General features: G+C 70.0%; 17 protein-coding genes and 1 pseudogene. 13 read left to right on the top strand and 5 right to left on the bottom strand.

Features of this window, described 5'->3' with window-relative positions:
- Positions 1-247 precede the first annotated feature (247 nt).
- Genes WT26_RS15165 through WT26_RS15155 form a run of 3 tightly spaced genes read left to right on the top strand, consistent with a single transcriptional unit; the run spans position 248 to position 5,793 of the window.
- Complete coding sequence (locus WT26_RS15165; RefSeq protein ID WP_418219980.1) at positions 248-1,312, top strand: endo alpha-1,4 polygalactosaminidase; 1,065 nt, start codon at positions 248-250, stop codon at positions 1,310-1,312.
- On the top strand, positions 1,302-5,144 hold the full coding sequence (locus WT26_RS15160; RefSeq protein WP_069270395.1) for a tetratricopeptide repeat protein: 3,843 nt from the start codon (positions 1,302-1,304) through the stop codon (positions 5,142-5,144). Before WT26_RS15165 ends, WT26_RS15160 begins: the two co-directional genes overlap by 11 nt.
- A gap of 22 nt (positions 5,145-5,166) precedes the next feature.
- The gene (locus tag WT26_RS15155; RefSeq protein WP_042584432.1) at positions 5,167-5,793 is read left to right on the top strand and encodes a hypothetical protein; all 627 of its coding nucleotides are present in this window, start codon (positions 5,167-5,169) and stop codon (positions 5,791-5,793) included.
- Between the two features lie 112 nt (positions 5,794-5,905).
- Here the strand turns inward: WT26_RS15155 and WT26_RS15150 are convergent, their stop codons facing one another.
- Positions 5,906-6,991: an endo alpha-1,4 polygalactosaminidase gene (locus WT26_RS15150; protein ID WP_230461575.1), complete on the bottom strand. Its 1,086-nt coding sequence runs from the start codon at positions 6,989-6,991 to the stop codon at positions 5,906-5,908.
- Between the two features lie 593 nt (positions 6,992-7,584).
- On the opposite strand from WT26_RS15150, the gene WT26_RS15140 reads away from it, so the two are divergent.
- Together WT26_RS15140 and WT26_RS35775 are read left to right on the top strand one after the other, a co-directional pair.
- Positions 7,585-8,169 (top strand): hypothetical protein, encoded by a 585-nt coding sequence (locus WT26_RS15140; RefSeq protein WP_059917729.1) that lies wholly within the window; start codon positions 7,585-7,587, stop codon positions 8,167-8,169.
- 11 nt (positions 8,170-8,180) lie between these two features.
- A pseudogene (locus tag WT26_RS35775) lies at positions 8,181-8,279 on the top strand (helix-turn-helix domain-containing protein); the annotation flags it as partial.
- 23 nt (positions 8,280-8,302) lie between these two features.
- Here WT26_RS35775 and WT26_RS15135 read toward each other — a convergent pair.
- Together WT26_RS15135 and WT26_RS15130 are read right to left on the bottom strand one after the other, a co-directional pair.
- A complete protein-coding gene (locus WT26_RS15135) occupies positions 8,303-9,352 on the bottom strand; it encodes a lactonase family protein (protein ID WP_069273194.1) in 1,050 nt (349 codons plus the stop codon).
- Positions 9,339-10,706: an MFS transporter gene (locus WT26_RS15130; protein WP_069273193.1), complete on the bottom strand. Its 1,368-nt coding sequence runs from the start codon at positions 10,704-10,706 to the stop codon at positions 9,339-9,341. The genes WT26_RS15135 and WT26_RS15130 overlap by 14 nt, the downstream gene beginning before the upstream one ends.
- Before the next feature lie 331 nt (positions 10,707-11,037).
- Between WT26_RS15130 and WT26_RS15125 the strand changes: the two genes are divergently transcribed.
- The gene (locus tag WT26_RS15125; protein ID WP_069273776.1) at positions 11,038-12,018 is read left to right on the top strand and encodes an acetyltransferase; all 981 of its coding nucleotides are present in this window, start codon (positions 11,038-11,040) and stop codon (positions 12,016-12,018) included.
- A 34-nt stretch (positions 12,019-12,052) separates the two neighbouring features.
- Here the strand turns inward: WT26_RS15125 and WT26_RS15120 are convergent, their stop codons facing one another.
- Positions 12,053-12,994: a LysR substrate-binding domain-containing protein gene (locus WT26_RS15120; RefSeq protein ID WP_069273192.1), complete on the bottom strand. Its 942-nt coding sequence runs from the start codon at positions 12,992-12,994 to the stop codon at positions 12,053-12,055.
- 263 nt (positions 12,995-13,257) lie between these two features.
- On the opposite strand from WT26_RS15120, the gene WT26_RS15110 reads away from it, so the two are divergent.
- Positions 13,258-14,031: a 4'-phosphopantetheinyl transferase family protein gene (locus tag WT26_RS15110; protein WP_069273191.1), complete on the top strand. Its 774-nt coding sequence runs from the start codon at positions 13,258-13,260 to the stop codon at positions 14,029-14,031.
- Between the two features lie 7 nt (positions 14,032-14,038).
- On the opposite strand, the gene WT26_RS15105 is transcribed toward WT26_RS15110, so the two are convergent.
- Complete coding sequence (locus tag WT26_RS15105; RefSeq protein WP_069273190.1) at positions 14,039-14,983, bottom strand: glutamate/aspartate ABC transporter substrate-binding protein; 945 nt, start codon at positions 14,981-14,983, stop codon at positions 14,039-14,041.
- Between the two features lie 217 nt (positions 14,984-15,200).
- Between WT26_RS15105 and hutH the strand changes: the two genes are divergently transcribed.
- From hutH to WT26_RS15075, 6 genes are read left to right on the top strand one after another with little or no spacing between them, the layout of a single operon-like run.
- A complete protein-coding gene (hutH, locus tag WT26_RS15100) occupies positions 15,201-16,724 on the top strand; it encodes a histidine ammonia-lyase (protein WP_059528466.1) in 1,524 nt (507 codons plus the stop codon).
- Positions 16,725-16,728: 4 nt separating this feature from the next.
- Entirely contained in the window at positions 16,729-17,424 is a 696-nt protein-coding gene (gene hutC, locus WT26_RS15095; RefSeq protein WP_059665965.1) for a histidine utilization repressor, read from the top strand.
- Positions 17,425-17,464: 40 nt separating this feature from the next.
- Positions 17,465-19,153 carry a urocanate hydratase gene (gene hutU, locus WT26_RS15090; RefSeq protein WP_069273189.1) on the top strand — a complete coding sequence of 563 codons (1,689 nt, stop codon included), beginning with the start codon at positions 17,465-17,467 and terminating at the stop codon, positions 19,151-19,153.
- 2 nt (positions 19,154-19,155) lie between these two features.
- Positions 19,156-19,806, top strand: a complete 651-nt coding sequence (locus tag WT26_RS15085) for a HutD family protein (protein WP_069273188.1) — start codon at positions 19,156-19,158, stop codon at positions 19,804-19,806.
- 4 nt (positions 19,807-19,810) lie between these two features.
- Positions 19,811-21,034 carry an imidazolonepropionase gene (hutI, locus tag WT26_RS15080; protein WP_059528477.1) on the top strand — a complete coding sequence of 408 codons (1,224 nt, stop codon included), beginning with the start codon at positions 19,811-19,813 and terminating at the stop codon, positions 21,032-21,034.
- Between the two features lie 8 nt (positions 21,035-21,042).
- Entirely contained in the window at positions 21,043-22,419 is a 1,377-nt protein-coding gene (locus WT26_RS15075; protein WP_059904749.1) for a formimidoylglutamate deiminase, read from the top strand.
- Positions 22,420-22,474 lie beyond the last annotated feature (55 nt).

The following is a 22,474-nucleotide window of genomic DNA, read 5'->3' as shown; positions in this document are numbered from 1 at the left end:
CGTGCACTACGGGAAAGTCCGCCCCGACGTTTCGTGTTCCTGCCGGGTTCGCGCCTTGATCTTCGAAATGTCTTGGTCTATTTCTTCATCGAAGGCATCGCGCTTTCATGCGTGATCGATTCGATAGCGCGACGCGTTCGTGTGCAGACGAGACACGGAAACAGGGAGGGCGCGCCGCGACGCAAGAATGACAGCACAGGGGTACGCAGTGCAAAGCCAACGGCCGTTGGGCCCGGGGGGCATGGTCATGTTGGGGAGGATTCGACGTCGCCTGGTCGGCGCGAGGGCGCTCATTGCGTGTCTCGCGCCGCTGTCGGCGTCGGCGCAGGCCGCTTCTCTCGACACGGCTTCGCTTCCAGCCGATTCCGCCACCACGTTCGCGGCGCCGCTTGCCACGGCCGACGCGGGCGAAGCGCGCGCGGGCGCGGCCGTCGCGCCGCTGCCCACCTTCGCGTTCTTCTACGGCGCGCATGTGCCGGTCATCGCGCTGTCGTCATTCGACAGCGTCGTCGTCGAGCCCGACAGCGACTTCGATCCGGGTGCGGCCGACACGTCGCGCACGACGTGGCTCGCCTACGTGAGCGTCGGCGAAGTGACGGCCGCGCGCAGGTATTTCAAGGACATCCCGAAGGCATGGCTGCGCGGCGAGAATCGCGCGTGGGGCTCGGCGGTGGTCGACCAGTCGATGCCGAAATGGCCGGCGTTCTACGTCGAGCACGTGATCGCGCCGCTGTGGGCGCGCGGCTTTCGCGGCTTCTTCCTCGATACGCTGGACTCCTACCAGCTCATCGCGAAGACCGATGCCGAGCGCGCGCGCCAGCAAGCGGGCGTGGTCGCGGTGATCGACGCGATCAAGGCGCGCTTTCCGTCCGCGCGGCTGATCCTGAACCGCGGCTTCGAGCTGCTGCCGCGCGTGCATGCGAGCGTGTATGCGGTCGCGTTCGAGTCGCTCTATCGCGGCTGGAGCCAGGCGCAGCAGCGCTATACCGAAGTGACGCCAGCCGATCGCGCGTGGCTGATGCTGCAGGTGGGCGCCGCGAAGGCGTACGGCCTGCCGGTGGTGTCGATCGACTATTGCCCGCCGGCTGACGACGCGTGCGCGCGCGACACCGCGGCGCGGATCCGCGCGGCCGGCGTGATTCCATACGTGACCGGGCCGGCGCTCGACGTCGTCGGCGTCGGCGCGTTCGCGCAGGGGCTGCGCGCGTCGGCGCTCGCGGCGCGCGAGGCCGTGCGCGCGCAACGCCGCGACGCTGCGCCGGCGGGCGGCCCCGCGCCATTCGTCGACATGGGGGCCGACCGTGCAATCTGACCGCAAACGACTCGTTTCGCCGCTCGGCATCGCGGGCTTCGGCGCGGCCGTCGCGCTGTCGCTCGTCGCGGTGTTTCCGCGCGGCACGCTCGAACGCGCGCTGCTCGACAGCCGCGAGACCGACATGCTCACCGTCGCGTATCTGCGCGCGTGGCTGCGCGCCGACCCGAACAACGCGCATGCCGTCGAGCAACTCGCGCACGAATACATCGCCGAAGGCCGCTACGACGATGCGGAGCGGCTCGTCGCGCAACTGCGCGCGTCGCCGGACGCCGACGTCAGGCTGCGCGCGCTGCTGTCCGGCATCGGCCTCGCCGAGCAGCGGCTCTATGCGCTGCCGGAAGGCGCGCCCGAGCGCATCGGCCGCATTGCGCGGCTCGATGCGCTGCTCAACGATGCGCTCAACGCGCCGTTGTCGCCGGCGCAGCTGCAGATGCTCGCGGTCAAGGCGACCGCGCTGAACGACGGCGGGCTCGCCGCGCGCTGCTACCATCGCCTCGCGATGCGCGAGCCGGCGCGCGCGATCTTCTGGCTCAACAAGGAATCGGCCGCGCAGCTCGCGGGCGGGCACTACCGCGAGGCCGCCGACGCGGCGTTCGCGGCGAGCGAGCGCGCGACGTCGAAAGCCGAGCGGCGCGCGCTGTTCTTCGCGGGGCTGCGCGCGCTGCAGGGCGGCAACCTGCTCGGCGACGCGATGCTCGCCGCGCGCGAGCACGTCGGCGAGCTCGCGACCGATGCGCGCACGCTGCGCTTCCTGATCACGCTGGCGATGGCGGCGGGCCGCCCCGACCTGGCCTCCGACTACACGAGCCAGCTCATGAACCTGCACGGCGCGGGCAAGCGCGCGGACGCGACGCCGTCGGCGGCGCGCAGTGACGCGGCCGACGCGCCGCGCCTCACGCTCGCGGTATGGCGCTGGAGCGACGAGCCGCATATCGTGCGTGTTGCGCAGGCGGCGAAGGTGCCGGACGAATCGGCCGACGAGGCCGCGCCGTCCGACGAGGAACTCGCGTTCAAGGTCTACCTGCAGAACAGCAAGCTGCGCGAAGCGGAGGAGGTCGCGCGCCACGCGCTCGCGCGCGACCCGAATTCCGTCGTGTGGCACGAGCGGCTCGCGCAGGTCGCGACCTGGAACAACCGGCCGCGCGTCGCGCTCGATGCATACCTGTGGCTCGCGAAGACGCGCAACGACGAAGCGTCGTGGCAGCAAGTGCTGCGGCACGCGCCCGCGCTGCGCGACGATCGCGCGCTGCTGGCCGCGATGCAGCACGAGCTCGAGCGCGGCGGCGCGAAGGTCGATCGCCGCAAGCAGCTCGAATGGATCGATGCGTACGTCGCGATCCAGGAGGGGCGCGCCGACCCGGGCGCGGCGATCCGCTTCCTCGCGATGCAGGCGCACGGCGCGCTGCGCCAGCCGGTGCTGGAACGCACCGCGGCGCTCGCGGAGCGCACCGGCGACGACGCGCTGGCGTTGCGCACCTGGCAGACGCTCGAGCATGACTACGGCCCGAACCCGGCGTATGCGACGAAGATCGCGGTGGCGCTGTACGGCCAGCATCGCTATGCGGAGGCGCTCGCGGCGCTGGAGAAGGCGAAGCCTGCGGCGGACACGGCGCCGAACGCCGACGCGTACTGGCGGCTGTATGCGACGCTCGGCAAGCTGGCCGGCAAGCCGGACGTGGTCGTCGAGGGTTCGCGGCACCTGCTGAAGGGCGGCCGCGAAACGCCGGGCGACCTCGAGCAGATGATCGACGCGCTCGACGATCAACCGCTCGACGCAGGCCGCGTCGCCGAATTTGCGTACCGCCGCACCGGCGAGCTGCGCGACCTGCGGCGCGCGGTGTACTACTACACGCGCGCCCGCGCGTACGAGCGCATCGCGACGCTGCTGAATTCGCTGACGCCCGCGCAGGCGGCCGCCGCGGAACGCGATCCGGAATACCTGATGGCGCGCTCGCAATACTGGCGGCTCGTCGGCGAGCCCGCGCGGGCGATCGACGACGTGCGCGCGGTGCTGCGCATCCAGCCCGACAACGCGAATGCGCAGGTCGCGCTGATCTGGCTGCTGAACGACGCGGGCAGCGCGAGCGAACTGCGCGCCGCGCTGCGCGCGTACCGGTCGCGCGCGAGCGCCGACACGCCGCTCGCGGCCGCGTATGCGGCGGCCTACCTGCAGCTCGGCGATGCGCGCGCCGCGTTGCATTTCCTGCGCCTGAACCTGCCGTCGCATCGCGACGACATGCTGTGGCGGCTGACGGTCGCCGATGCGCTGGAGCTCGACGGGCAGACCGACGAGGCGTGGCAGATCCGGCGCACCGCATGGAAGAAGCTGCATCGCGAGCGGATCGACCAGCGCCGGCCGCCGCGGATGACGCCGGACGAATACGACATGGCGCGCGTGCGCTTCATCGCGCTCACCGACCGCTTCGCGGGCGGCGATGCGTCGAAGCGGCTGCTGATCGAGCTGCTGCGCCGCGACGAGCAGGCGGGTGCGGCGGCGGCGTCGAAGGCGGCGGCGGATCTCGGCGACCTGTCGATGCTGCCGCCGGCGACCGCGCAGTCGCTGACCCGCCGCGACGAGCGCTATTCGGCGATCGCGAACGAAGCGCTGCTCGCGTGGAGCCAGTCGCACGACGCGTACGACTTCGAGCGCGACTGGCTCGCGTGGCGCTACACGCAGCACCTGTCGCAGCCGTCGTACGCGAAGGCCGCGCTCGCGCTCGCGAACGACGATGCCGCGACGCTGTCGCAGATGCTCGACGATCCGGCCGATCCGATGCCGGTCGCGACGAAGATCGCCATCGAGCAGCGCGTGGGTCGCGTCGAAGCGGCGCAGCAGGATGCGGCGCAGGCGCAGAACCTGCTGCCGGACAACGACGCGATGCATGCGACCTACGTCGATGCGGTGATGCCGACCGCGCAGGCGATCGCGCCGGGCTTCCGGTATCTGCATACGGGGCCGCTGCTGTTCTACGAGACCAGCATCGGCGCGGGCGTGCGCATCACGCCGACGCTCGCGTTCGCGTTCCGCTACGTCGACCGCGCGCAGCACGGCGACGCGTCGCTGCCCGGCGTGCCGGGCAAGGACCGCAACTTCGAGGGTGTGCTGCGCCGCTACGGCACGATCGATCGCGAAGCGCTCGTGCTCGGCCGCCGCAATGCGCTGCGCGACTTCACGACGGTGCGCATCGAAGGCGCGCTGTTCGAGGGCCGGCCGCTGAGCTTCAGCTATTCGCTCGGGCGCAACCAGGAAGCGACGGAATCGGCGCAGCTGCAGGTCGGCGGCGTGAAGGACGACGTGGTCGGCGCGGTCGCGTTCCAGCCCGACCCGCACGTGTTCACGCGGGCACGCGTCGAATACGCGCGCTTCTTCGGGCAGGACCGCTCGTACCTCGGCCACGGCACGCTGATCACCGCGGACGGCGGCTACAAGCTGCGCATCGCGTATCCGGACTTCACGGTGCGCGTCGCCGTCACGCGCGGCGACTACACCGCGAACGGCACGCCGGGCGCGCTGCTGCGGCAGATGGCGCCGAACGGCGTGCCGCTGACGTCGCCGCTGTTCGTGCCGCGAAACTTCACGCAGGTCGCGCTGCTCGGCGGCTTCGGCAACGGGCTGCTCGACGGCTATTCGCGCCGCTGGCGGCCGTTCCTCGAGGTCGGCCCGTTGTACGACTCGAATGCGAAGTGGGGCGAGCGCGTGACGGCGGGCGCCGTCGGCAGCGTGCTCGGCCACGATCAGCTCGGCCTCTACGTCACCCATGCCAGCGCGTCGGCGAACCAGTCGACGCCCTTCACCGAAGTCGGCATCCGCTATCGCTGGATGTATTGACCCGTCAAGCAAGGAGAGCGAAATGAACGAGAGCGCATCGCCGCATGCGGCGGACAAGCCGGCGCGGCACGCAAGGACCGCCCGCCGCTGGTGGCTGGCGCTGGCCGCGGCGGGCGCGCTGCTCGCCGGCTGCGCGCAGGTCGACAGCGGCCCCGTGTCGCCGTTCGAGGCGAACGGCGGCCACAGCGACCTGCGCATGGCGAACACCGGCTGGGCCGTGCTGCCGATCGAGAACAACACCGAGACCGCGAACGCCGGCCAGCGCGCGGCGTCGATCGTCGCGGGCTTCCTGCGCGCGCAGGGCTACACCGACGTGCGCGAGTATCGCGCGCCCGGCGACGACGGGATGTTCGTCGACTGGACCGGCACGGACGTCGGCAAGGCGAAGAAGTGGGCGACCGACAACCACCTGCGCTACGGGCTGACGGGCGCGGTGAACGAGTGGCGTTACAAGGTCGGGGTCGACGGCGAGCCGGCGATCGGCATCGCGCTGCAGATCATCGACCTGCAGACCGGCGCGGTGGTGTGGAGCGGCACCGCGAGCCGCACGGGCTGGAGCCGCGATGCGGCGACGAGCGTCGCGCAGGGGCTGGTGCGGCAGTTGCTGACGCCCGTCGTCGGGTCCGGCGAGCGGCGCGCGCGGTCGTAGCGTGCGAGCGGCGCCCGGGCGGGCGCCGCATGGAGGTGTGAAGCCGGAGGCGGGCGGGGCGCCCGGCCTCCGGCGCGTCACGCGCGTGGCGCGCGCGACGCATCATGGCGGATCAGAAGCCCCAGTAGCAGACCGTGCCCTGGCCGGCGCTCGCGTCCGACACGTACGGCGAGAAGCCGTGCGAACGGGCCGACGTGTATGCGCTCGACGCGTCGACGGTGTTCGTGCACGAGCCGACGTAGTCGACGGTCGCGATCCAGAACGGATGGCCGCCCGGCGCGAGGTTCATGCTCTTCCAGTTCAGCAGTTCCTGCTCCGCGCCCTGGTCGTAGCTCGGCTTGTACACCTCTTCGTGCGCGACGCCGTCGAGCAGGCTCGCGTACTTCACGCCGCCGGTGGTGCCGAGGCGCGTCACGTCGCTGGTCGCGTTCTGCATCACGATCAGCAGCTTCGGATACTTCTGGCGCAGCTTGCGCACGAGGTCGAGGCCGCCCTGGCTGCACGACGCGTCGCACGGGCCGTTGGTGGTCGACGTGCCGTGCTCGACGATTTCCATGTTGTCGAGATAGAAGCCGTCCGCGCCCTGCGCGACGAGGCGCGGCGCGACGTAGTTGAGGATCAGGTTCTGGTAGTCGGCGTTGCCGACGTTCATCCACGTCTCGTCCGAATAGCCCTGATACGCGCCGCGTTGTGCGGCCGTGTTCGCGCCGCACGACACGAAGCCGCTCGGTGCGCTGTTCCAGTAGTCGCGCCAGTGCTCGCACGAGCCGAGGTTCAGGTAGCTCAGCACCTTGTTCTGGCCGTTGTTCTTCAACGTCGCGACCTGCGCGGCGGTGAAGTTGCCGACGCCCGGATCGAGGTCGATGTCCATCACGCGGTACGTGGTGGCCGCGCGGTTCAGGTCGAGGCCGGACGCGTCGCCGTAGTACGTCATCCACGGGCCGGAAACCGGGAAGCCGGGGCCGCTCGTCGCGGTCGTGGTCGTCGTCGTCGTGGAGCCGGACGTCGTGCCGGACGAGGTCGACGTCGACGTGGACGTCGTGGAGGTCGAGCCCGTCGACGACGTGGAGCTCGAACCGCCCCAGCCGCCGTTCCACTTCAGGGCGCTGGCGGATTGGGTGCCGCCGTCGTCGCCGCCGCAGGCGGCCAGCATGGCGGGGAGGATCAGGGAGAGAGCCAACGGGGCAATCTTTCGCATCGGTTGATTCCTGTTCAATGTGGTGCGGAGGCCGGTTGCGCGCAACCGGAGGACACCCCCCGACACAACGCCGCGACGAAACGGCGCGCGCGACGACGCGGCGCCCGTGAGGGTGCGCAGCTGCAATCAGGGGATCGGCAAGCGACGTTCGACGGGCCTGCCGTGACACCGACAGAGCCGAACGCGTGGCGGCTTTGGACGCCGCCAACTCTCCGCCGTCGCACGCAATCGCCGCGCGCCGGGCTGTTGGAGAGAGCAAGATTGTTATTGATAAGGCAAATTGATAATTAAATCGGATGATTTAAATCAATCGAGGATCGACTTTAACCGAGCAGGATTTTTACCAAAGTAACGAAATGTATGCCGCGTAACAGCACGTAAGAACAGAGGATTGGGCGCGGAAAAGCGCGATGCGGCGCGATGCCGGTGCGTCGCGCCGCATGCTGCGGATTTCGTATGAACGAGCAGGAATTACCACTCGTTACGGTTTCTGTTACAAGTCGGCCTGTGCGCCGCGCGCCGGGCGATACGACCCCCAGCGATTCGCGCGCGCGAACGTGCCGACTCCGGCTCCCGTGACAATGAGATCTGCCATGCACTACCTGTACGACGACGTCGCCCGCCTGCTCTTGCACGTTCCATCGCTCCGGTTGAATCGGCCCGCTTCGGCTCAATCATGGCTGACGGACGTCGTCGAGGCCGGCGCCGAACTCGCGCACATGCTGCGCGACTATCCGCGCGTGCGGTACGAGCCCCTCGATTTCCACTACGTGTGCCGGCAAAGTCTGTCCGCGTTGAACGATGCGCTTCTCGCTGACCTGACCCGGCACTTCGGCTGGCGGGGCAGGCATTGGGCCGCGCTGCTGGCGGCACTGTCGGGCGATGCGCGTTATCTGCCGCACCTCGAAGCGGCGCGGCACGACGCGGCGGTCAGCTGGGTGACCGCGCTCGCCGAGGCTGCGTTGAACCCCGCGGCGGCTTTGGCGGCGTCTCCTTGCTGCCAGCTGATCGTACGCCTGCGGGAACAGCTCGCCCCATTGCCGCGCGTTGCCGTGCGGTTGCGCGCCAATCCATCCCCGGAAGAATGGGCGGCCACCGCGGCGGCCGCTCGCGCCGCCTATCGCAACGGCGATGTCGACGCGGCCCGCGCGATTGCCCGCCGCCTCGACGTGTGGTGATCGTCCGGCCGGTGGACGAGATCGCCGCGCGCGTCGGCTATACGGATCGCGCGAACTTCACGCGGGCGTTCAAGCGCTGGACGGGTGTCGCGCCGAGCGAGCGGCGCTGAGCGATGACGGGTGGCGCGCCGCGTCACACGATCGCGACCCAGTTCGCGCCGCGCCCGCCCGGCACGCGTGCGTGCGGCGACAGCGCGCCGCTCTCGGGCGCGATCGCATACACCGACACATGCTCCGAGCGCTCGCCGCACGCGACGAGCCAGCGCCCCGACGGGTCGATCGCGAACCCGCGCGGCTGCGTCTCGGTGGCCGTTGCGTGCGCGGGTTCGAACGTGCCGTCCGCATGGCGGCGATAGCAGATGAGCCGGCTCGTCGTGCGCTCCGACACGTACGCGAAACGCCCGTCGGGGCTCAGGTGCAGGTCGGCGGCCCAGACGGAGGGTTCGGTGGGCGCGGGCGGCCGCGCATGGCCCGGCGCGAGTGGCGCGAGCATCGCCGGGCGCGGCGTGATGTGCGCATCGCCGAGCCGGCCGGTGTCGGGGTCGCGCGCGAACGTGGCGAGCGTGGCCTGGAATTCGCTGACGACGACGAGCGCACGGCCGTCGCGCGCGAACTGCAGGTGGCGCGGCCCGAAGCCGCGTTCGACGCGCGCCTCGCCGCGCTCGATCGCGCGCAGGCCGCGCATGTCGTGGGCCAGCTCGAAGCAGAAGATCCGGTCCGAGCCGAGCGAGCCGACATAGGCGAAACGGTTGTCCGGCGACACGATCACCGAGTGCGCGTTCGCGATGCCGCCCACGACCTGCAGCGGCGTGCCGTCGCCGTCGCGCACGCGCGCGGCGTCGTAGAGGCTCAGCGAATTTCCGCCGTACGACGCACCGAGCAGCCAGCGGCCGCTGCGATCGAGCGACAGGTACGCATGGCTCGCGTCGATCGCGGCCGACGCGACGCGCGTGAGCGCGCCGCCGCCCGGATCGACGTCGAACGCGACGATCGACGGCCGCTCGCCGCGCGTCGCCGCGTACAGCCGCGACCGGTCGGCCGAGCGCGCGAGCGGCATCACGGCATCGCCGGCCGGATGCCGGCCGAGCGGCGCGAGCGTGCCGTCGGCCGCGAGGGAGAACGTGGCGAGGTCGGCATCGGCGGCGTTCGAGACGACGACGGTCAGGCGGTCAGTGTTCGGCATGGCGGAGCATCGTGGAGGACGTGAGCGGTTCGTCGGCCGGCAGGCCGCGCGGCGGATCGCTGCGCCGATGCGTGCGCGCGAACAGCGCGGCCACGGCGGCGACGAGCGAAGCGATCGCGAGCGCATACAGCCCGCCCGTGATCGAACCCGTATGTTGCTTCAGATAGCCGAACGCCGTCGGCGCGACGAAGCCGCCGAGGTTGCCGACCGAGTTGATCAGCGCGATCACGGCCGCGGCCACGCGCGTGTCCAGATAGCCCTGCGGGATCGGCCAGAACAGCGACGACGCGGCCTTGAAACCGAGCGCGGCGAAGCAGATCGACGCGAACGACCAGACCGGATCGTGCGACGTCGACGCGAACAGCCCGCACGCGGCGAGCACGAGCGCGAACGCGAGCCAGCGCTGCGGATGCTTCCATTTCGACGACAGCACCGCGAAGCCGTACATCGCGCCGATCGCGATCATCCACGGAATCGTGTTGTACAGGCCGACCTGGAAATCGGTGAGGCCGCCCATCTTGCGGATGATCGTCGGCAGCCAGAAGGTGGCCGCGTAGATCGTCAGCTGGATCGAGAAATACAGGAAGCAGAACAGCATGATCTGCGGATCGCGCAGCAGCGCGGTGGCGCGCACCGGCACGTTCGAACGGACGTCGCGCGTCGCGCGTTCCTCGTCGAGCGCGTTCTGCAGCGCCGTGCGTTCGTCGGCGGTGAGCCACGTCGCGTCGCGGATGTGCGATTTCAGCAGCAGCCAGCTCGCGCCGCACAGCGCGACCGAGAACAGCCCTTCGATCAGGAACATCCATTGCCAGCCTTCGAGACCGAAGCCGCGGATCGACAGTAGCGCACCGGTGACGGGCCCGGACAGCACCGACGCGAACGCGGAGCCGCCGAGGAAGATCGCCATCGCCTTGCCGCGCTCCTGCGGCGGCAGCCATTGCGACAGGTACAGCACGACGCCGGGGAAGAAGCCGGCCTCGGCCGCGCCGAGCAGGAAGCGCAGCGCGTAGAACGACGTGTCGTTCCACACGAACGCCATCGCGGCCGCGACGATGCCCCACGTCGCCATGATCCGCGCGAGCCACACGCGGGCGCCGTAGCGCTGCATCAGCAGGTTCGACGGCACCTCGAACAGCGCGTAGCCGACGAAGAACAACCCGGCACCGAGGCCGTACGCGGCCGCGCCGATGCCGATCGACGCTTCGAGGTGGCGATCGACGAAGCCGACGTTCACGCGGTCGATGTAGTTCGCGATGAACATGATCAGCACGAGCGGCAGCACATGCCACTTCACTTTCGAGACGGCGGACGCGAGCGGGTCGCGTCCGGGCAGGGCGGGCGAGGGCGGGTTCAAGCGTGTCTCCGGTCGGGGCGGCAGGCGTTTCGGACGCCGGCGCGGCGAGGCCGTGTAGTATGTCGTCGTATGACATGGTACGCGCGGGCACGCTCGCCGGGGTCGCGGGTTTACCCGAGAAGTTGCGGATTTCTGGATTCGAGCCGGCTTGGAAGCGTGGATTTGATATCTGATGACGTATGACATGGTTGGCGTGTCGGCACCGGATTGCCGCTGCACCTGCGGCGCGGTATTGACGGCCGCGCTCGCCGTCGCGTCAAAATATCGGGTGATCGACGCGACCGGCAGCGGCTCCAGCGCCATGCCGCGTTGCAGAACAGGGAAACGGACGATGCAGGGACTCGACGGCGGACGCCACTTTTTCGCCTTCAACGGCGACGCGGACGGCCTGTGCGCGCTTCAGCAACTGCGGCTCGCGGAGGGCGTGCGCGGCACGCTCGTGACCGGTGTGAAGCGCGACGTGCGCCTGCTGGCGCGGGTCGACGCGCGCGCGGGCGACATCGTCACCGTGCTCGACGTGTCGCACGACCAGAATCGCGATGCCTGCGCGCGGCTGCTGCGCGACGGCGCGACGGTCCGCTATTTCGATCATCACTTCGCGGGTGAACTGCCCGACGATCCGCGCTTCGAAGCACATATCGACACGGCGGCCGACGTCTGCACGAGCGCGATCGTGAACCGTTATCTCGGCGGCCGGCACGTGCGCTGGGCGATCGTCGCGGCATTCGGCGACGAACTGCCGGCGCTCGGCGACGCGCTCGCGCGCGAGCACGGGATCGACGCGGCGCATGCGCGCACGCTCGCCGAACTGGGGCTCTACCTGAACTACAACGCGTACGGCGAATGTGTCGGCGATCTGCATTTCGACCCGGCGGCACTCGCAGACGCGATGCTGCCATGCGTCGACCCGCTCGAGTTCGTGCGCGAGACGGCCGTGTTTGCCGCACTGCGCGACGGCTACCGCGACGACATGGCTCGGGCGTGCGCGCTCGCGCCGCTGCGCGAGGTGCCCGGTGCGACGCTGGTCCGGATGCCCGATTATCCGTGGGCGCGGCGCGCGACGGGCATGCTCGCGAACGAGCGGATGCGCAACGCGCCGCATGCGGCGCTCGCGGTGCTGTCGCCGCGCGCGGACGGCGGGCTCGTCGTCAGCGTGCGCGTGCCCGAAGGCCGGCCGCTCGGCGCCGACGAGTTCTGTCGCGGTTTTCCGACCGGCGGCGGGCGCAAGCGCGCGGGCGGCATCAATCATCTGCCGGAAACGGAGTTCGACGCGTTCGCCGAGCGGTTCGAGGCGGCGTTCCGGCTGGACTGACGTCGCGTCGCGTTCGGCCGCACGCAGGTGAGCGTTACCCCTGCACGGCAGCCTGCGCACGCACGGCCGCGTCGCATTCGGCTGCTTCGGCGAGCATCCAGTCGCGTACCTCGGCGACTTCGCGGCGCGGTGCCGGATCGTGCTGGAACAGCCAGTACGCGTAGCCGTTCTGCGGGGCGGGCCGGTGCGGCCCGAGCACCGCGAGCCGCCCGTCCGCGAGCATCGGCGCGACGAGCGCGAGCCGCCCGAGCGCGACGCCCTGGCCCGCGATCGCGGCCTGGATCACCTGGTCGTACTGGTTGAAGCGCAGCACGCCTTTGGGGCGTGCGTCGCCGAGCCCGGCCGCGAGCAGGTGCGTGCGCCATTGCAATTGCGGCTGCGGCGGCCCGTCGAATTCGAGCAGGACGTGGCCCGCGAGCGCGGCGGCATCCGCGATCGGCCGCGCCGCATGCGCCGGGTGCGCGACCGGCACGACGATCTCGTCGAACAGGTGCAGCGCACCGGCCGGCGCGCGGTCGCGCGGGCAATAGCGGATGCCGAGGTCGATGCCTTCGGCGCGCAAATCGAGTACCTTGTCGTTCGCGGCGACGCGCAGGTCGATCTCCGGCAGGCGCGCCTGCAGCCGCCCGAGCCGCGGCAGCAACCACAGCGCGGTGACGCCGATGCTCGCGGTGATCGTGACGGGCTGGCGCTCGCGTGTGGCGGCGAGCGATGCGACGGTGTCCTGCAGGCCGTGCAGTGCCGCATCGGCGACGCGAAACAGGCGCTCGCCTTCCGGCGTGAACGCGATCTTCCGGTAGCCGCGCTGCAGCAGCGCGACGCCGAGATGCGCTTCGAGCGCGTGCACCTGGCGGCTGACCGCCGATTGCGTGACGCACAGGTCCTGCGCGGCGAGCGTGATGCTCATGCGGCGGCCGACGGCGACGAAACCGCGGACGAGGTCGAGCGACGGGAGACGGACGAGCGGCGTTGACATGCGCGTGACTCATGCGAACGGAGCAGCAAGATTGGTCGAGTTTGCGCGATGCGTCAAGTTCGGCCGGGGCGAGGTGACTCGATGACGAATTCGAACGGGACGGCCGGCGCGCTGCCGGCCGATGCGCCGGGCGTCGTCCATGCGCGCCACGCGGCGGCGCGGGCGCGGCATGCGCCGGCGGGCACGGTCGTGCGCGGCGGAACCGCGCCGCGCGCACGGCGATCGATTAACATCGGACCTTTCGTCCTGCCGGTCCCGCGTCGATGACCCTCCCGTCCGCTCCCGATTCCGCCTGCGACGCGCACGCCGCGCATCGTGCCTATCGTGCGCATCCGCTCCACGTGCCGGCGGCCGCGCGCCGCGCGGGCGTGCAGGTCGTGCGCGTCGATTTCGACTGGCAGGTGCCGCTCGTGTCGCCCGCGTATGCGGCGTTGAGCGACGCCGAACGCGCACGGGCGGGCCGCTTTCTGCGTTCGCAGGACGCGGTGCGCAGCGCGGGCACGCGCGTCGCGCTGCGCGACGTGCTCGGCGCGCAGCTCGGCATCGCGCCGCACGCGGTGGCGCTCGTCGTCGGCGAAGCCGGCCGCCCGGCGCTCGATCCCGCACATCACCCGCATCATCCGTCGCTCGATTTCAACGTGTCGCATGCGGGCGATCATGCGTTGCTCGCGTGGGTGCCCGCGGGCCGCGTCGGCGTCGATATCGAGTGCTGCGACCGCGCGGCCGACTGGCGCGCGCTGACACGCGAAGTCTGCGCGCCCGGCGAAGCCGCCTATCTCGACGCGCTGCCGGACACCGCGCGCGCGGCGGCGTTCATGCGCGTGTGGGCGGCGAAGGAAGCGCTGCTCAAGGCACTCGGCACCGGCATCGTCGGCGGGTTGCGGGCGTTCGCGGTCGTGCCGCCGCGCGATGCGGCGACGCCGGCGGTGGAGGTCGTCTCGCCCGCCGCGCCCGCCGCCGGCGTCGCGGCGTTCGACGCGGCGTGGCTCGACGCGGCACCCGGCTACGCGGCGTGCATCGCGTGGACGCGTGCGTGAGCGCCGCTCATTCGAGCGGTGCGTCGTTCGGTGCCGCGTAGCGCGCCCTGATCACGTCGCTCATCGGGAAGTCGAACGCGAGCCCCTTCGGCGGCACCGGCTTCATGAACCACTTGTCGTACAGCGCATCGATCTCGCCGCGCTTCATCGACTGCACGAGCACGCCGTCGACGAGCGCCTTGAACTGCGGATCGTCCTTGCGCAGCATGAATCCGTAGGCCTCCGACGACTGCGGCGTGCCGACGATCTGCCAGTCGGCCGGCTTCGCGGCGAGCTGGCGCACGCCCGCGAGCAGCACGTCGTCCATCATGTACGCGGCCGCGCGGCCCGATTCGAGCGTGAGGCGTCCTTCGCCGTAGTCCTTCGCGCTGATGATCTGCATGTTCATCTTCTTTTCCTCGTTCATCCTGCGCAGCAGGCGCTCGGACGTCGTGCCCTGGTTCGTCACGACCGTCTTGCCGGCGAGGTCGGGGAAGTCGCGGATGCCCGAGCTCGTGCGCGTGAGCAGGCGCGTCGTCGCGACGAAGAAGGTGGTCGAGAACGCGACCTGCGCGTGACGCGCGGCGAGGTTCGTGGTGACACCGCATTCGAGATCGACGGTGCCGTTCTGCACGAGCGGGATGCGGTTCTGCGACGTGACGGGGATGAAGCGCACCTGCAGGTCGGGCTTGCCGATGCGCGCCTTCACGGCGGCGATCACGCGGTCGCACAGGTCCTGCGAGAAGCCGATGACCTTGCCGTTCGCGTCGACGTAGGAGAACGGCACCGACGTTTCGCGGTGGCCGATCGAGATCAGGTTGCTTTGCCGGATCTTCTCGAGCGTGCCGGAGAGCGGCTCCGCGGCGAGCGGCGCGCAGGCCGCGGCGCAGGCGGCGGCGAACGTGCAGCGGGCGAGCAGGGCGGTGATAACGGACAAAGCGGACAAAGGAGACGAACGGGACGGGGTGTTCATGGCGGTCTCTCCGCGGCGGATGATATGAATCGTATGTTGCCAAGACAAAAATAATCGCAACATGTGATAAATACCGACCCAGCGTGCGCCGGCCTGCGGACCATTCCGGGCATCAGGGAAACTCCCAAGTCGAAATCGGTGAAAAACGGGTTGTCTAGACAAGTTCAGGTGGCTACACTTCAAACCACTCCGAACTTGTCTAGACAGGATTGCTCACATGATTACGTTGACCCCCGGCCACCTGACCCTCCCGCAACTGCGCAAGATCGCACGCGAATCCGTGCAGCTGGCGCTCGATCCGGCCAGCTTCGCGAAGATCGACGCCGGCGCGAAGGCCGTCGCCGACATCGCCGCGAAGGGCGAGCCGGCGTACGGCATCAACACGGGCTTCGGCCGCCTGGCGAGCACGCACATCCCGCACGACCAGCTCGAACTGCTGCAGAAGAACCTCGTGCTGTCGCACGCGGTCGGTGTCGGCGAGCCGATGGCACGTTCGTCGGTGCGCCTGCTGATGGCGCTGAAGCTGTCGAGCCTCGGCCGCGGCCACTCGGGCATCCGCCGCGAAGTGATGGACGCGCTGATCAAGCTGTTCAACGCGGACGTGCTGCCGCTGATCCCGGTGAAGGGCTCGGTCGGCGCATCGGGCGACCTCGCGCCGCTCGCGCACATGTCGGCCGTGCTGCTGGGCGTCGGCGAAGTGTTCATCCGCGGCGAGCGCGCGAGCGCGCTCGACGGCCTGCGCGTCGCGGGCCTCGCGCCGCTGACGCTGCAGGCGAAGGAAGGCCTCGCGCTGCTGAACGGCACGCAGGCATCCACCGCGCTGGCGCTCGACAACATGTTCGCGATCGAAGACCTGTACCGCACCGCGCTCGTCGCGGGCGCGCTGTCGGTCGACGCGGCAGCCGGTTCGGTGAAGCCGTTCGACGCACGCATTCATGAACTGCGCGGCCATCAAGGCCAGATCGACGCGGCCGCGTCGTATCGCGACCTGCTCGAAGGCTCGCCGATCAACCAGTCGCACCGCGACTGCGACAAGGTGCAGGATCCGTACAGCCTGCGCTGCCAGCCGCAGGTGATGGGCGCGTGCCTGGACCAGATGCGCCACGCGGCCGACGTGCTGCTCGTCGAAGCGAACGCCGTGTCGGACAACCCGCTGATCTTCCCGGACACCGGCGAAGTGCTGTCGGGCGGCAACTTCCACGCCGAGCCCGTCGCGTTCGCGGCCGACAACCTCGCGCTGGCCGCCTCGGAAATCGGCGCGCTGGCCGAACGCCGCATCGCGCTGCTGATCGACGCGACGCTGTCGGGCCTGCCCCCGTTCCTGGTGAAGGACGGCGGCGTGAACTCGGGCTTCATGATCGCCCACGTGACGGCAGCCGCCCTCGCATCGGAAAACAAGACGCTCGCGCACCCGGCGTCGGTCGACTCGCTGCCGACCTCGGCGAACCAGGAAGACCACGTGTCGATGGCGACGTTCGCCGCGCGCAAGCTCGCCGACATCGCGGACAACACGAAGCACATCCTCGCGATCGAACTGCTGGCCGCCGCGCAAGGCGTCGACCTGCGCGCGCCGTACCACACGAGCCCGAAGCTCGCGCCGGTGATGGAAACGATCCGCGCCAAGGTCGCGCACTACGAGCTCGACCACTACTTCGCACCGGACATCGCGGTGATCGCGAAGCTGGTCGGCGAGCGTGCGTTCGCGAAGGTCGCGCCGTTCTCGTTCGCGTCGGAACAGTAAGCCCATGAGCGCGCCGGTCTACCAGGAGATCAAGGATTTCATCCTGGCCCGCATCCACGCAGGCGAGTGGGAAGAGGGCGACCAGGTGCCGTCCGAGAACGAGCTGGCGCGCGAGTTCAAGGTGGCGCGCATGACCGTCAACCGCGCGCTGCGCGAGCTGACGGCCGAGCAGGTGCTCACGCGCATGAAGGGCGCGGGCACCTACGTCGCGCGGCCGAAGTACGAGTCGACGCTGGTGGCGATCCGCAGCATCTCGGAGGAGGTCGGCGCGCGCGGGCATGCGTATCGCGCGAGCGTGCTCGGCCTCGACACGATCCGCGCCGACGAGGTGCTCGCCGACGAGATGCAGGTGGCCGTGCGCACGACGCTGTTTCATTCGCAGGTGCTGCATTTCGAGAACGACGAGCCGGTGCAGCTCGAAGAGCGGTGGGTGAATCCGGCGGTCGCGCCGGATTACGCCGAGCAGGATTTCACGAACACGACGCCGAACCTGTACCTGATGCGCGCGGCTCCGCTGCAGCGCGTCGAGTACCGGATCGAAGCGGCGGCCCCGGCGCCGGAGCGGCGCGAGCAGCTGCGGATGGACGACGTCGAGCCGTGTCTGGTTTTACATCGGCGCACCTGGTCGCAGGGCGTCGTCGCCTCGGTGGCGAATCTGTGGCATCCCGGCAGCCGTTATCGCTTCACCGGGCATTTCTGATTCCTACTATTTGATATTATTTCCCTCGGGAGCAGTCGTCATGAACCATCCGATACACATCGATCCCCGTCTCGACCCGACGCGCACGATCCGCGCGCCGCGCGGCAGCGAGAAAGTCTGCAAGACCTGGCTGGCCGAAGCGGCCTACCGGATGATCCAGAACAACCTCGACCCGGAAGTCGCCGAGCACCCGCATGCGCTCGTCGTGTACGGCGGCATCGGCCGCGCGGCGCGCAACTGGGAATGCTACGACCAGATCCTCGCGTCGCTGAAGGATCTCGAGGAGAACGAGACGCTGCTGATCCAGTCGGGCAAGCCGGTCGGTGTGTTCCGCACGCACAAGGATGCGCCGCGCGTGCTGCTGGCCAATTCGAACCTCGTGCCGCACTGGGCGAACTGGGACCACTTCCACGAGCTCGACCGCAAGGGCCTGATGATGTACGGCCAGATGACGGCCGGCAGCTGGATCTACATCGGCAGCCAGGGCATCGTTCAGGGCACCTATGAAACGTTCTTCTCGGTCGCGAACCAGCACTTCAACGGCGACCCGTCGGGCCGCTGGATCCTGACGGGCGGCCTCGGCGGCATGGGCGGCGCGCAGCCGCTGGCCGCGACGATGGCCGGCTTCTCGATGATCGCGGTCGAATGCGACGAGACGCGCATCGATTTCCGCCTGAAGACGCGCTACGTCGACAAGAAGGCGACGACGCTCGACGAGGCGCTCGGCATGATCGACGAAGCGAAGCGCACCGGCAAGCCGGTGTCGGTCGGCCTGCTCGGCAACGCGGCCGACGTGTTCGCGGAGCTCGTCACGCGCGGCATCACGCCGGACTGCGTGACCGACCAGACGAGCGCGCACGACCCGATCAACGGCTACCTGCCGCAAGGCTGGACCGTCGCGCAATGGCGCGAAGCGCAGAAGGTCGATCCGCAGAGCATCGTGAAGGTCGCGAAGCAGTCGATGGCCGTCCAGGTGCGCGCGATGCTGACGCTGCAGGAGCGCGGCGCGGCGACGCTCGACTACGGCAACAACATCCGCCAGATGGCGCTGGAAATGGGCGTCGAGAACGCATTCGACTTCCCGGGCTTCGTGCCGGCCTATATCCGCCCGCTGTTCTGCGAAGGCAAGGGCCCGTTCCGCTGGGTCGCGCTGTCGGGCGATCCGGAAGACATCTACAAGACCGACCAGAAGGTGAAGGAGCTGATCCCCGACGATCCGCACCTGCACAACTGGCTCGACATGGCGCGTGAGCGCATCGCGTTCCAGGGCCTGCCGGCGCGGATCTGCTGGGTCGGCGTGAAGGATCGCTATCGCCTCGGCCAGGCGTTCAACGAAATGGTGAAGAACGGCGAACTGAAGGCCCCGATCGTGATCGGCCGCGACCACCTCGACACCGGTTCGGTCGCGAGCCCGAACCGCGAGACGGAATCGATGAAGGACGGTTCGGACGCCGTGAGCGACTGGCCGCTGCTGAACGCGCTGCTGAACACCGCGGGCGGCGCATCGTGGGTGTCGCTGCACCATGGCGGCGGTGTCGGCATGGGTTTCTCGCAGCACTCGGGCGTCGTGATCGTCGCCGACGGTACCGCCGAAGCGCACGAGCGTCTCGGCCGCGTGCTGCTGAACGACCCGGCGACGGGCGTGATGCGCCATGCGGATGCCGGCTACGAACTCGCGCAGCAGACGGCCCGCGAAGCCGGCCTGAAGCTGCCGATGCTCGGCCGCTGAGCATGACGGCGCTCCACCAGGCGCCGGCGAACGTGGCGCCGGCCGCCGCGATGATCCGCGCAGCGGATCTCGTCGCGTCGCCATGGAAGAACGGCGGCGGCGTGACGCGCGAGATCGCCGCGCATTTCCCCAAGGGGACTTCCTTCGGGGCGCCGCCGGGCGCCGCGCTCGACGCGTTCGCGTGGCGCGTGAGCGTCGCGGACGTCGGCACGGCCGGCCCGTTCTCGCGTTTCGACGGCATCGACCGCACGCTCGTGCTGCTGTCCGGCGCGGGCATGACGCTCGCCGAGGAAGGCGGCGCACGCCACGTGCTCGACGCACCGCTGGCCCGCGCGGATTTCGCGGGCGAGGCGGCGATCGACGCGACGCTGCACGACGGCGCGACGCGCGACTTCAACCTGATGACGCGCCGCGCGACGGCGCACGGGTCGGTCGCCGCGTGGCGCGCCGGCACGCATCGCATCGCGCGCGCGGACACCGTGCTGCTGTTCTGCGCGAACGGGACGGTGCAGGTCGCGCTCGACGGCGCAACTTACACACTGGAAGAAATGGACACGTTGCGGCTCGACGGGCCGCGGCGTGCGTTTGACGTCGTCGTGAGCGGTAGCGGCGCGTTGCTCGCCGTGTCGCTCGACGCTACCGATACGAACTGATTGCATGAAACCGACTGTCTGGCATCACCTGAGGCTGTGTCCGCACGGCCATCCCGACGAGACGATCGACGACGCGGCGATCGCCGTCGACGAAACCGGCACGATCGCCTGGCTCGGCGCGATGTCCGCGCTGCCGCACGGTTATGCCCACTGGCGGCGCGAGGATCTGCACGGCGCGTGGGTGACGCCGGGCCTCGTCGACTGCCATACGCACCTCGTGTACGGCGGCACGCGTGCCGACGAATTCGCGCAGCGCCTCGCGGGCGTCAGCTACGAGGAGATCGCGCGGCAGGGCGGCGGGATCGTGTCGACGGTGCGCGCGACGCGCGCGGCCGACGAGACGACGCTGTTCGTGCAGGCCGCCGCGCGGCTGCAGCCGCTGCTGGCCGAAGGCGTGACCGCGATCGAGATCAAGTCGGGCTACGGGCTCGACCTCGCGAGCGAACGCAAGATGCTGCGCGTCGCGCGCCAGCTCGGCGAGCGCTTCCCGGTCACGGTCTATACGACCTTCCTCGGCGCGCATGCGCTGCCGCCGGAATATGCGGGCCGCGCGGACGCATACATCGACGAAGTGTGCGACCGGATGCTGCCGGCGCTGGCCGACGAGGGGCTCGTCGACGCGGTCGACGTGTTCTGCGAACGCATCGGCTTTTCGCTCGCCCAGACCGAGCGCGTGTTCGAAGCCGCGACGCGGCGCGGGCTGCCCGTGAAGCTGCATGCGGAGCAACTGTCGAACGCGGGCGGCACGGCACTCGCCGCACGCTATCGCGCACTGTCCGCCGATCACCTCGAATTTCTCGACGAAGCCGGCATCGAGGCGATGAAGGCGGCCGGCACGGTCGCCGTGCTGCTGCCCGGCGCGTACTACTTCATCCGCGAGACGCAACTGCCGCCGATCGAGCTGCTGCGCAGGCACGGCGTGCCGATCGCGCTCGCGACCGATCACAACCCCGGCACGTCGCCGCTCGAATCGCTGCTGCTGACGCTGAACATGGGCTGCACGCTGTTCCGCATGACGGTGCCCGAAGTGCTGCAGGGCGTGACGCGCCACGCGGCCGCGGCGCTCGGCCGCGCGGATCGCCACGGCGCGCTCGAGGTCGGCCGCCAGGCCGACTTCGCCGCGTGGTCGGTCGGCTCGCTGGCGGAGCTCGCGTACTGGATCGGCCGGCCGCTGTGCGAGCAGGTCGTACGCGGCGGCACGACCGTGTTTCGCCGGATGAATGGATAGATAGCCTTATGACCGACACCCTGTTGTTCGCAGACCATGCGTACCTGCCCGACGGCTGGCGCCGTAACGTGCTGCTGCGCTGGGACGCGGCCGGCACGCTGACCGGCGTGACGCCCGACACCGACGCCCCGGCAGGCGTCGCGCGTGCGTCCGGGCCGGTGCTGCCCGGCATGCCGAACCTGCATTCGCACGCGTTCCAGCGCGCGATGGCGGGGCTCACCGAATACCGCGCGAATCCGGCCGACAGCTTCTGGAGCTGGCGCGACCTGATGTACCGCTTCGCGCTGAAGATCACGCCCGACGCGCTCGCCGCGATCGCGCGCTGGCTGTATGTCGAGATGCTCAAGTGCGGCTACACGTCGGTGTGCGAATTCCACTACGTGCATCACGCGCAGGACGGCTCGCGTTATCCGCAGATCGCGGAACTCGGCACGCGCGTGGTCGACGCCGCGCGCTCGGCCGGCATCGGCATCACGATGCTGCCCGTGTCGTACCAGTTCGCCGGTTTCGGCAACAAGCCGCCGCGCGACGACCAGCGCCGCTTCATCAATACGCCCGACGGCCTGCTCGAGCTGCTCGACGCGATGCGTCGCGCGGCGCCGGAGCATGGCGGGCTGCGCTACGGCGTCGCACCGCACTCGCTGCGGGCGGTGTCCGAGAACGGGTTGCGCGTGCTGCTCGACGGGTTGCCCGACGACGCGCCCGTGCATATCCATATTGCCGAGCAGACGGCCGAAGTCGACGACTGCGTGCGTGCCTACGGCGCGCGCCCCGTGCAATGGCTGCTCGATCGCTTCGACGTCGGCGCACGCTGGTGTCTCGTGCACGCGACGCACGTCGATGCGGCCGAAACGGCCGCGCTCGCGCAGCGTCGCGCGGTCGCCGGCCTGTGCCTGACGACCGAGGCGAACCTCGGCGACGGCGTGTTCCCGGCCGTCGACTATCTCGCGCAAGGCGGCGTGATCGGCGTCGGCTCGGACAGCCATGCGTCGGTCGACTGGCGTGCCGAGCTGCGCCTGCTCGAATACGGGCAACGGCTCGTGCACCGCGCGCGCAACGTGCTGGCGAGCGACACGCAGGCGCATGTCGCCGACCGCCTGTTCGACGCGTCGCTCGCGGGCGGCGCGCAGGCCAGCGGGCGGCGTGTCGGTGCGCTGCGCGAAGGGTGCCGTGCCGACTGGCTCGTGCTCGATCCCGATCATCCGGCGATTGCCGAACACGACAGCACGTCGTGGTTGTCGGGTATCGTGTTCGCGGAGCACGGCGAGACGCCGGTGCTCGACGTCTACACGGGCGGCGAGCGCGTCGTGAGCGGCCGCCGCCATCGCGACGAAGCCGTCGCGTATGCCGACTACCGCGCCGCACTGGCGCAACTGCTGCGCTGACGCGCGCAACCGGCGCACGCCGCCTGCGTGCGCCGGCAGACCTTCAACGGTGATG

Source organism: Burkholderia cepacia (assembly GCF_001718835.1).
Lineage (GTDB): Bacteria > Pseudomonadota > Gammaproteobacteria > Burkholderiales > Burkholderiaceae > Burkholderia > Burkholderia cepacia_F.
This window is presented reverse-complemented; position numbering and strand designations above follow the sequence as displayed.

Coding starts and splice junctions, on each gene's coding strand:
- WT26_RS15085 (WP_069273188.1), top strand. CDS start 19,156: ATGACGGCGCTCCACCAGGCGCCGGCGAACGTGGCGCCGGCCGCCGCG.
- WT26_RS15150 (WP_230461575.1), bottom strand. CDS start 6,991: ATGCGAAAGATTGCCCCGTTGGCTCTCTCCCTGATCCTCCCCGCCATG.
- hutI (WP_059528477.1), top strand. CDS start 19,811: ATGAAACCGACTGTCTGGCATCACCTGAGGCTGTGTCCGCACGGCCAT.
- WT26_RS15125 (WP_069273776.1), top strand. CDS start 11,038: ATGCAGGGACTCGACGGCGGACGCCACTTTTTCGCCTTCAACGGCGAC.
- WT26_RS15165 (WP_418219980.1), top strand. CDS start 248: ATGTTGGGGAGGATTCGACGTCGCCTGGTCGGCGCGAGGGCGCTCATT.
- WT26_RS15135 (WP_069273194.1), bottom strand. CDS start 9,352: ATGCCGAACACTGACCGCCTGACCGTCGTCGTCTCGAACGCCGCCGAT.
- WT26_RS15075 (WP_059904749.1), top strand. CDS start 21,043: ATGACCGACACCCTGTTGTTCGCAGACCATGCGTACCTGCCCGACGGC.
- WT26_RS15120 (WP_069273192.1), bottom strand. CDS start 12,994: ATGTCAACGCCGCTCGTCCGTCTCCCGTCGCTCGACCTCGTCCGCGGT.
- hutC (WP_059665965.1), top strand. CDS start 16,729: ATGAGCGCGCCGGTCTACCAGGAGATCAAGGATTTCATCCTGGCCCGC.
- WT26_RS15140 (WP_059917729.1), top strand. CDS start 7,585: ATGCACTACCTGTACGACGACGTCGCCCGCCTGCTCTTGCACGTTCCA.
- hutU (WP_069273189.1), top strand. CDS start 17,465: ATGAACCATCCGATACACATCGATCCCCGTCTCGACCCGACGCGCACG.
- WT26_RS15110 (WP_069273191.1), top strand. CDS start 13,258: ATGACCCTCCCGTCCGCTCCCGATTCCGCCTGCGACGCGCACGCCGCG.
- hutH (WP_059528466.1), top strand. CDS start 15,201: ATGATTACGTTGACCCCCGGCCACCTGACCCTCCCGCAACTGCGCAAG.
- WT26_RS15105 (WP_069273190.1), bottom strand. CDS start 14,983: ATGAACACCCCGTCCCGTTCGTCTCCTTTGTCCGCTTTGTCCGTTATC.
- WT26_RS15155 (WP_042584432.1), top strand. CDS start 5,167: ATGAACGAGAGCGCATCGCCGCATGCGGCGGACAAGCCGGCGCGGCAC.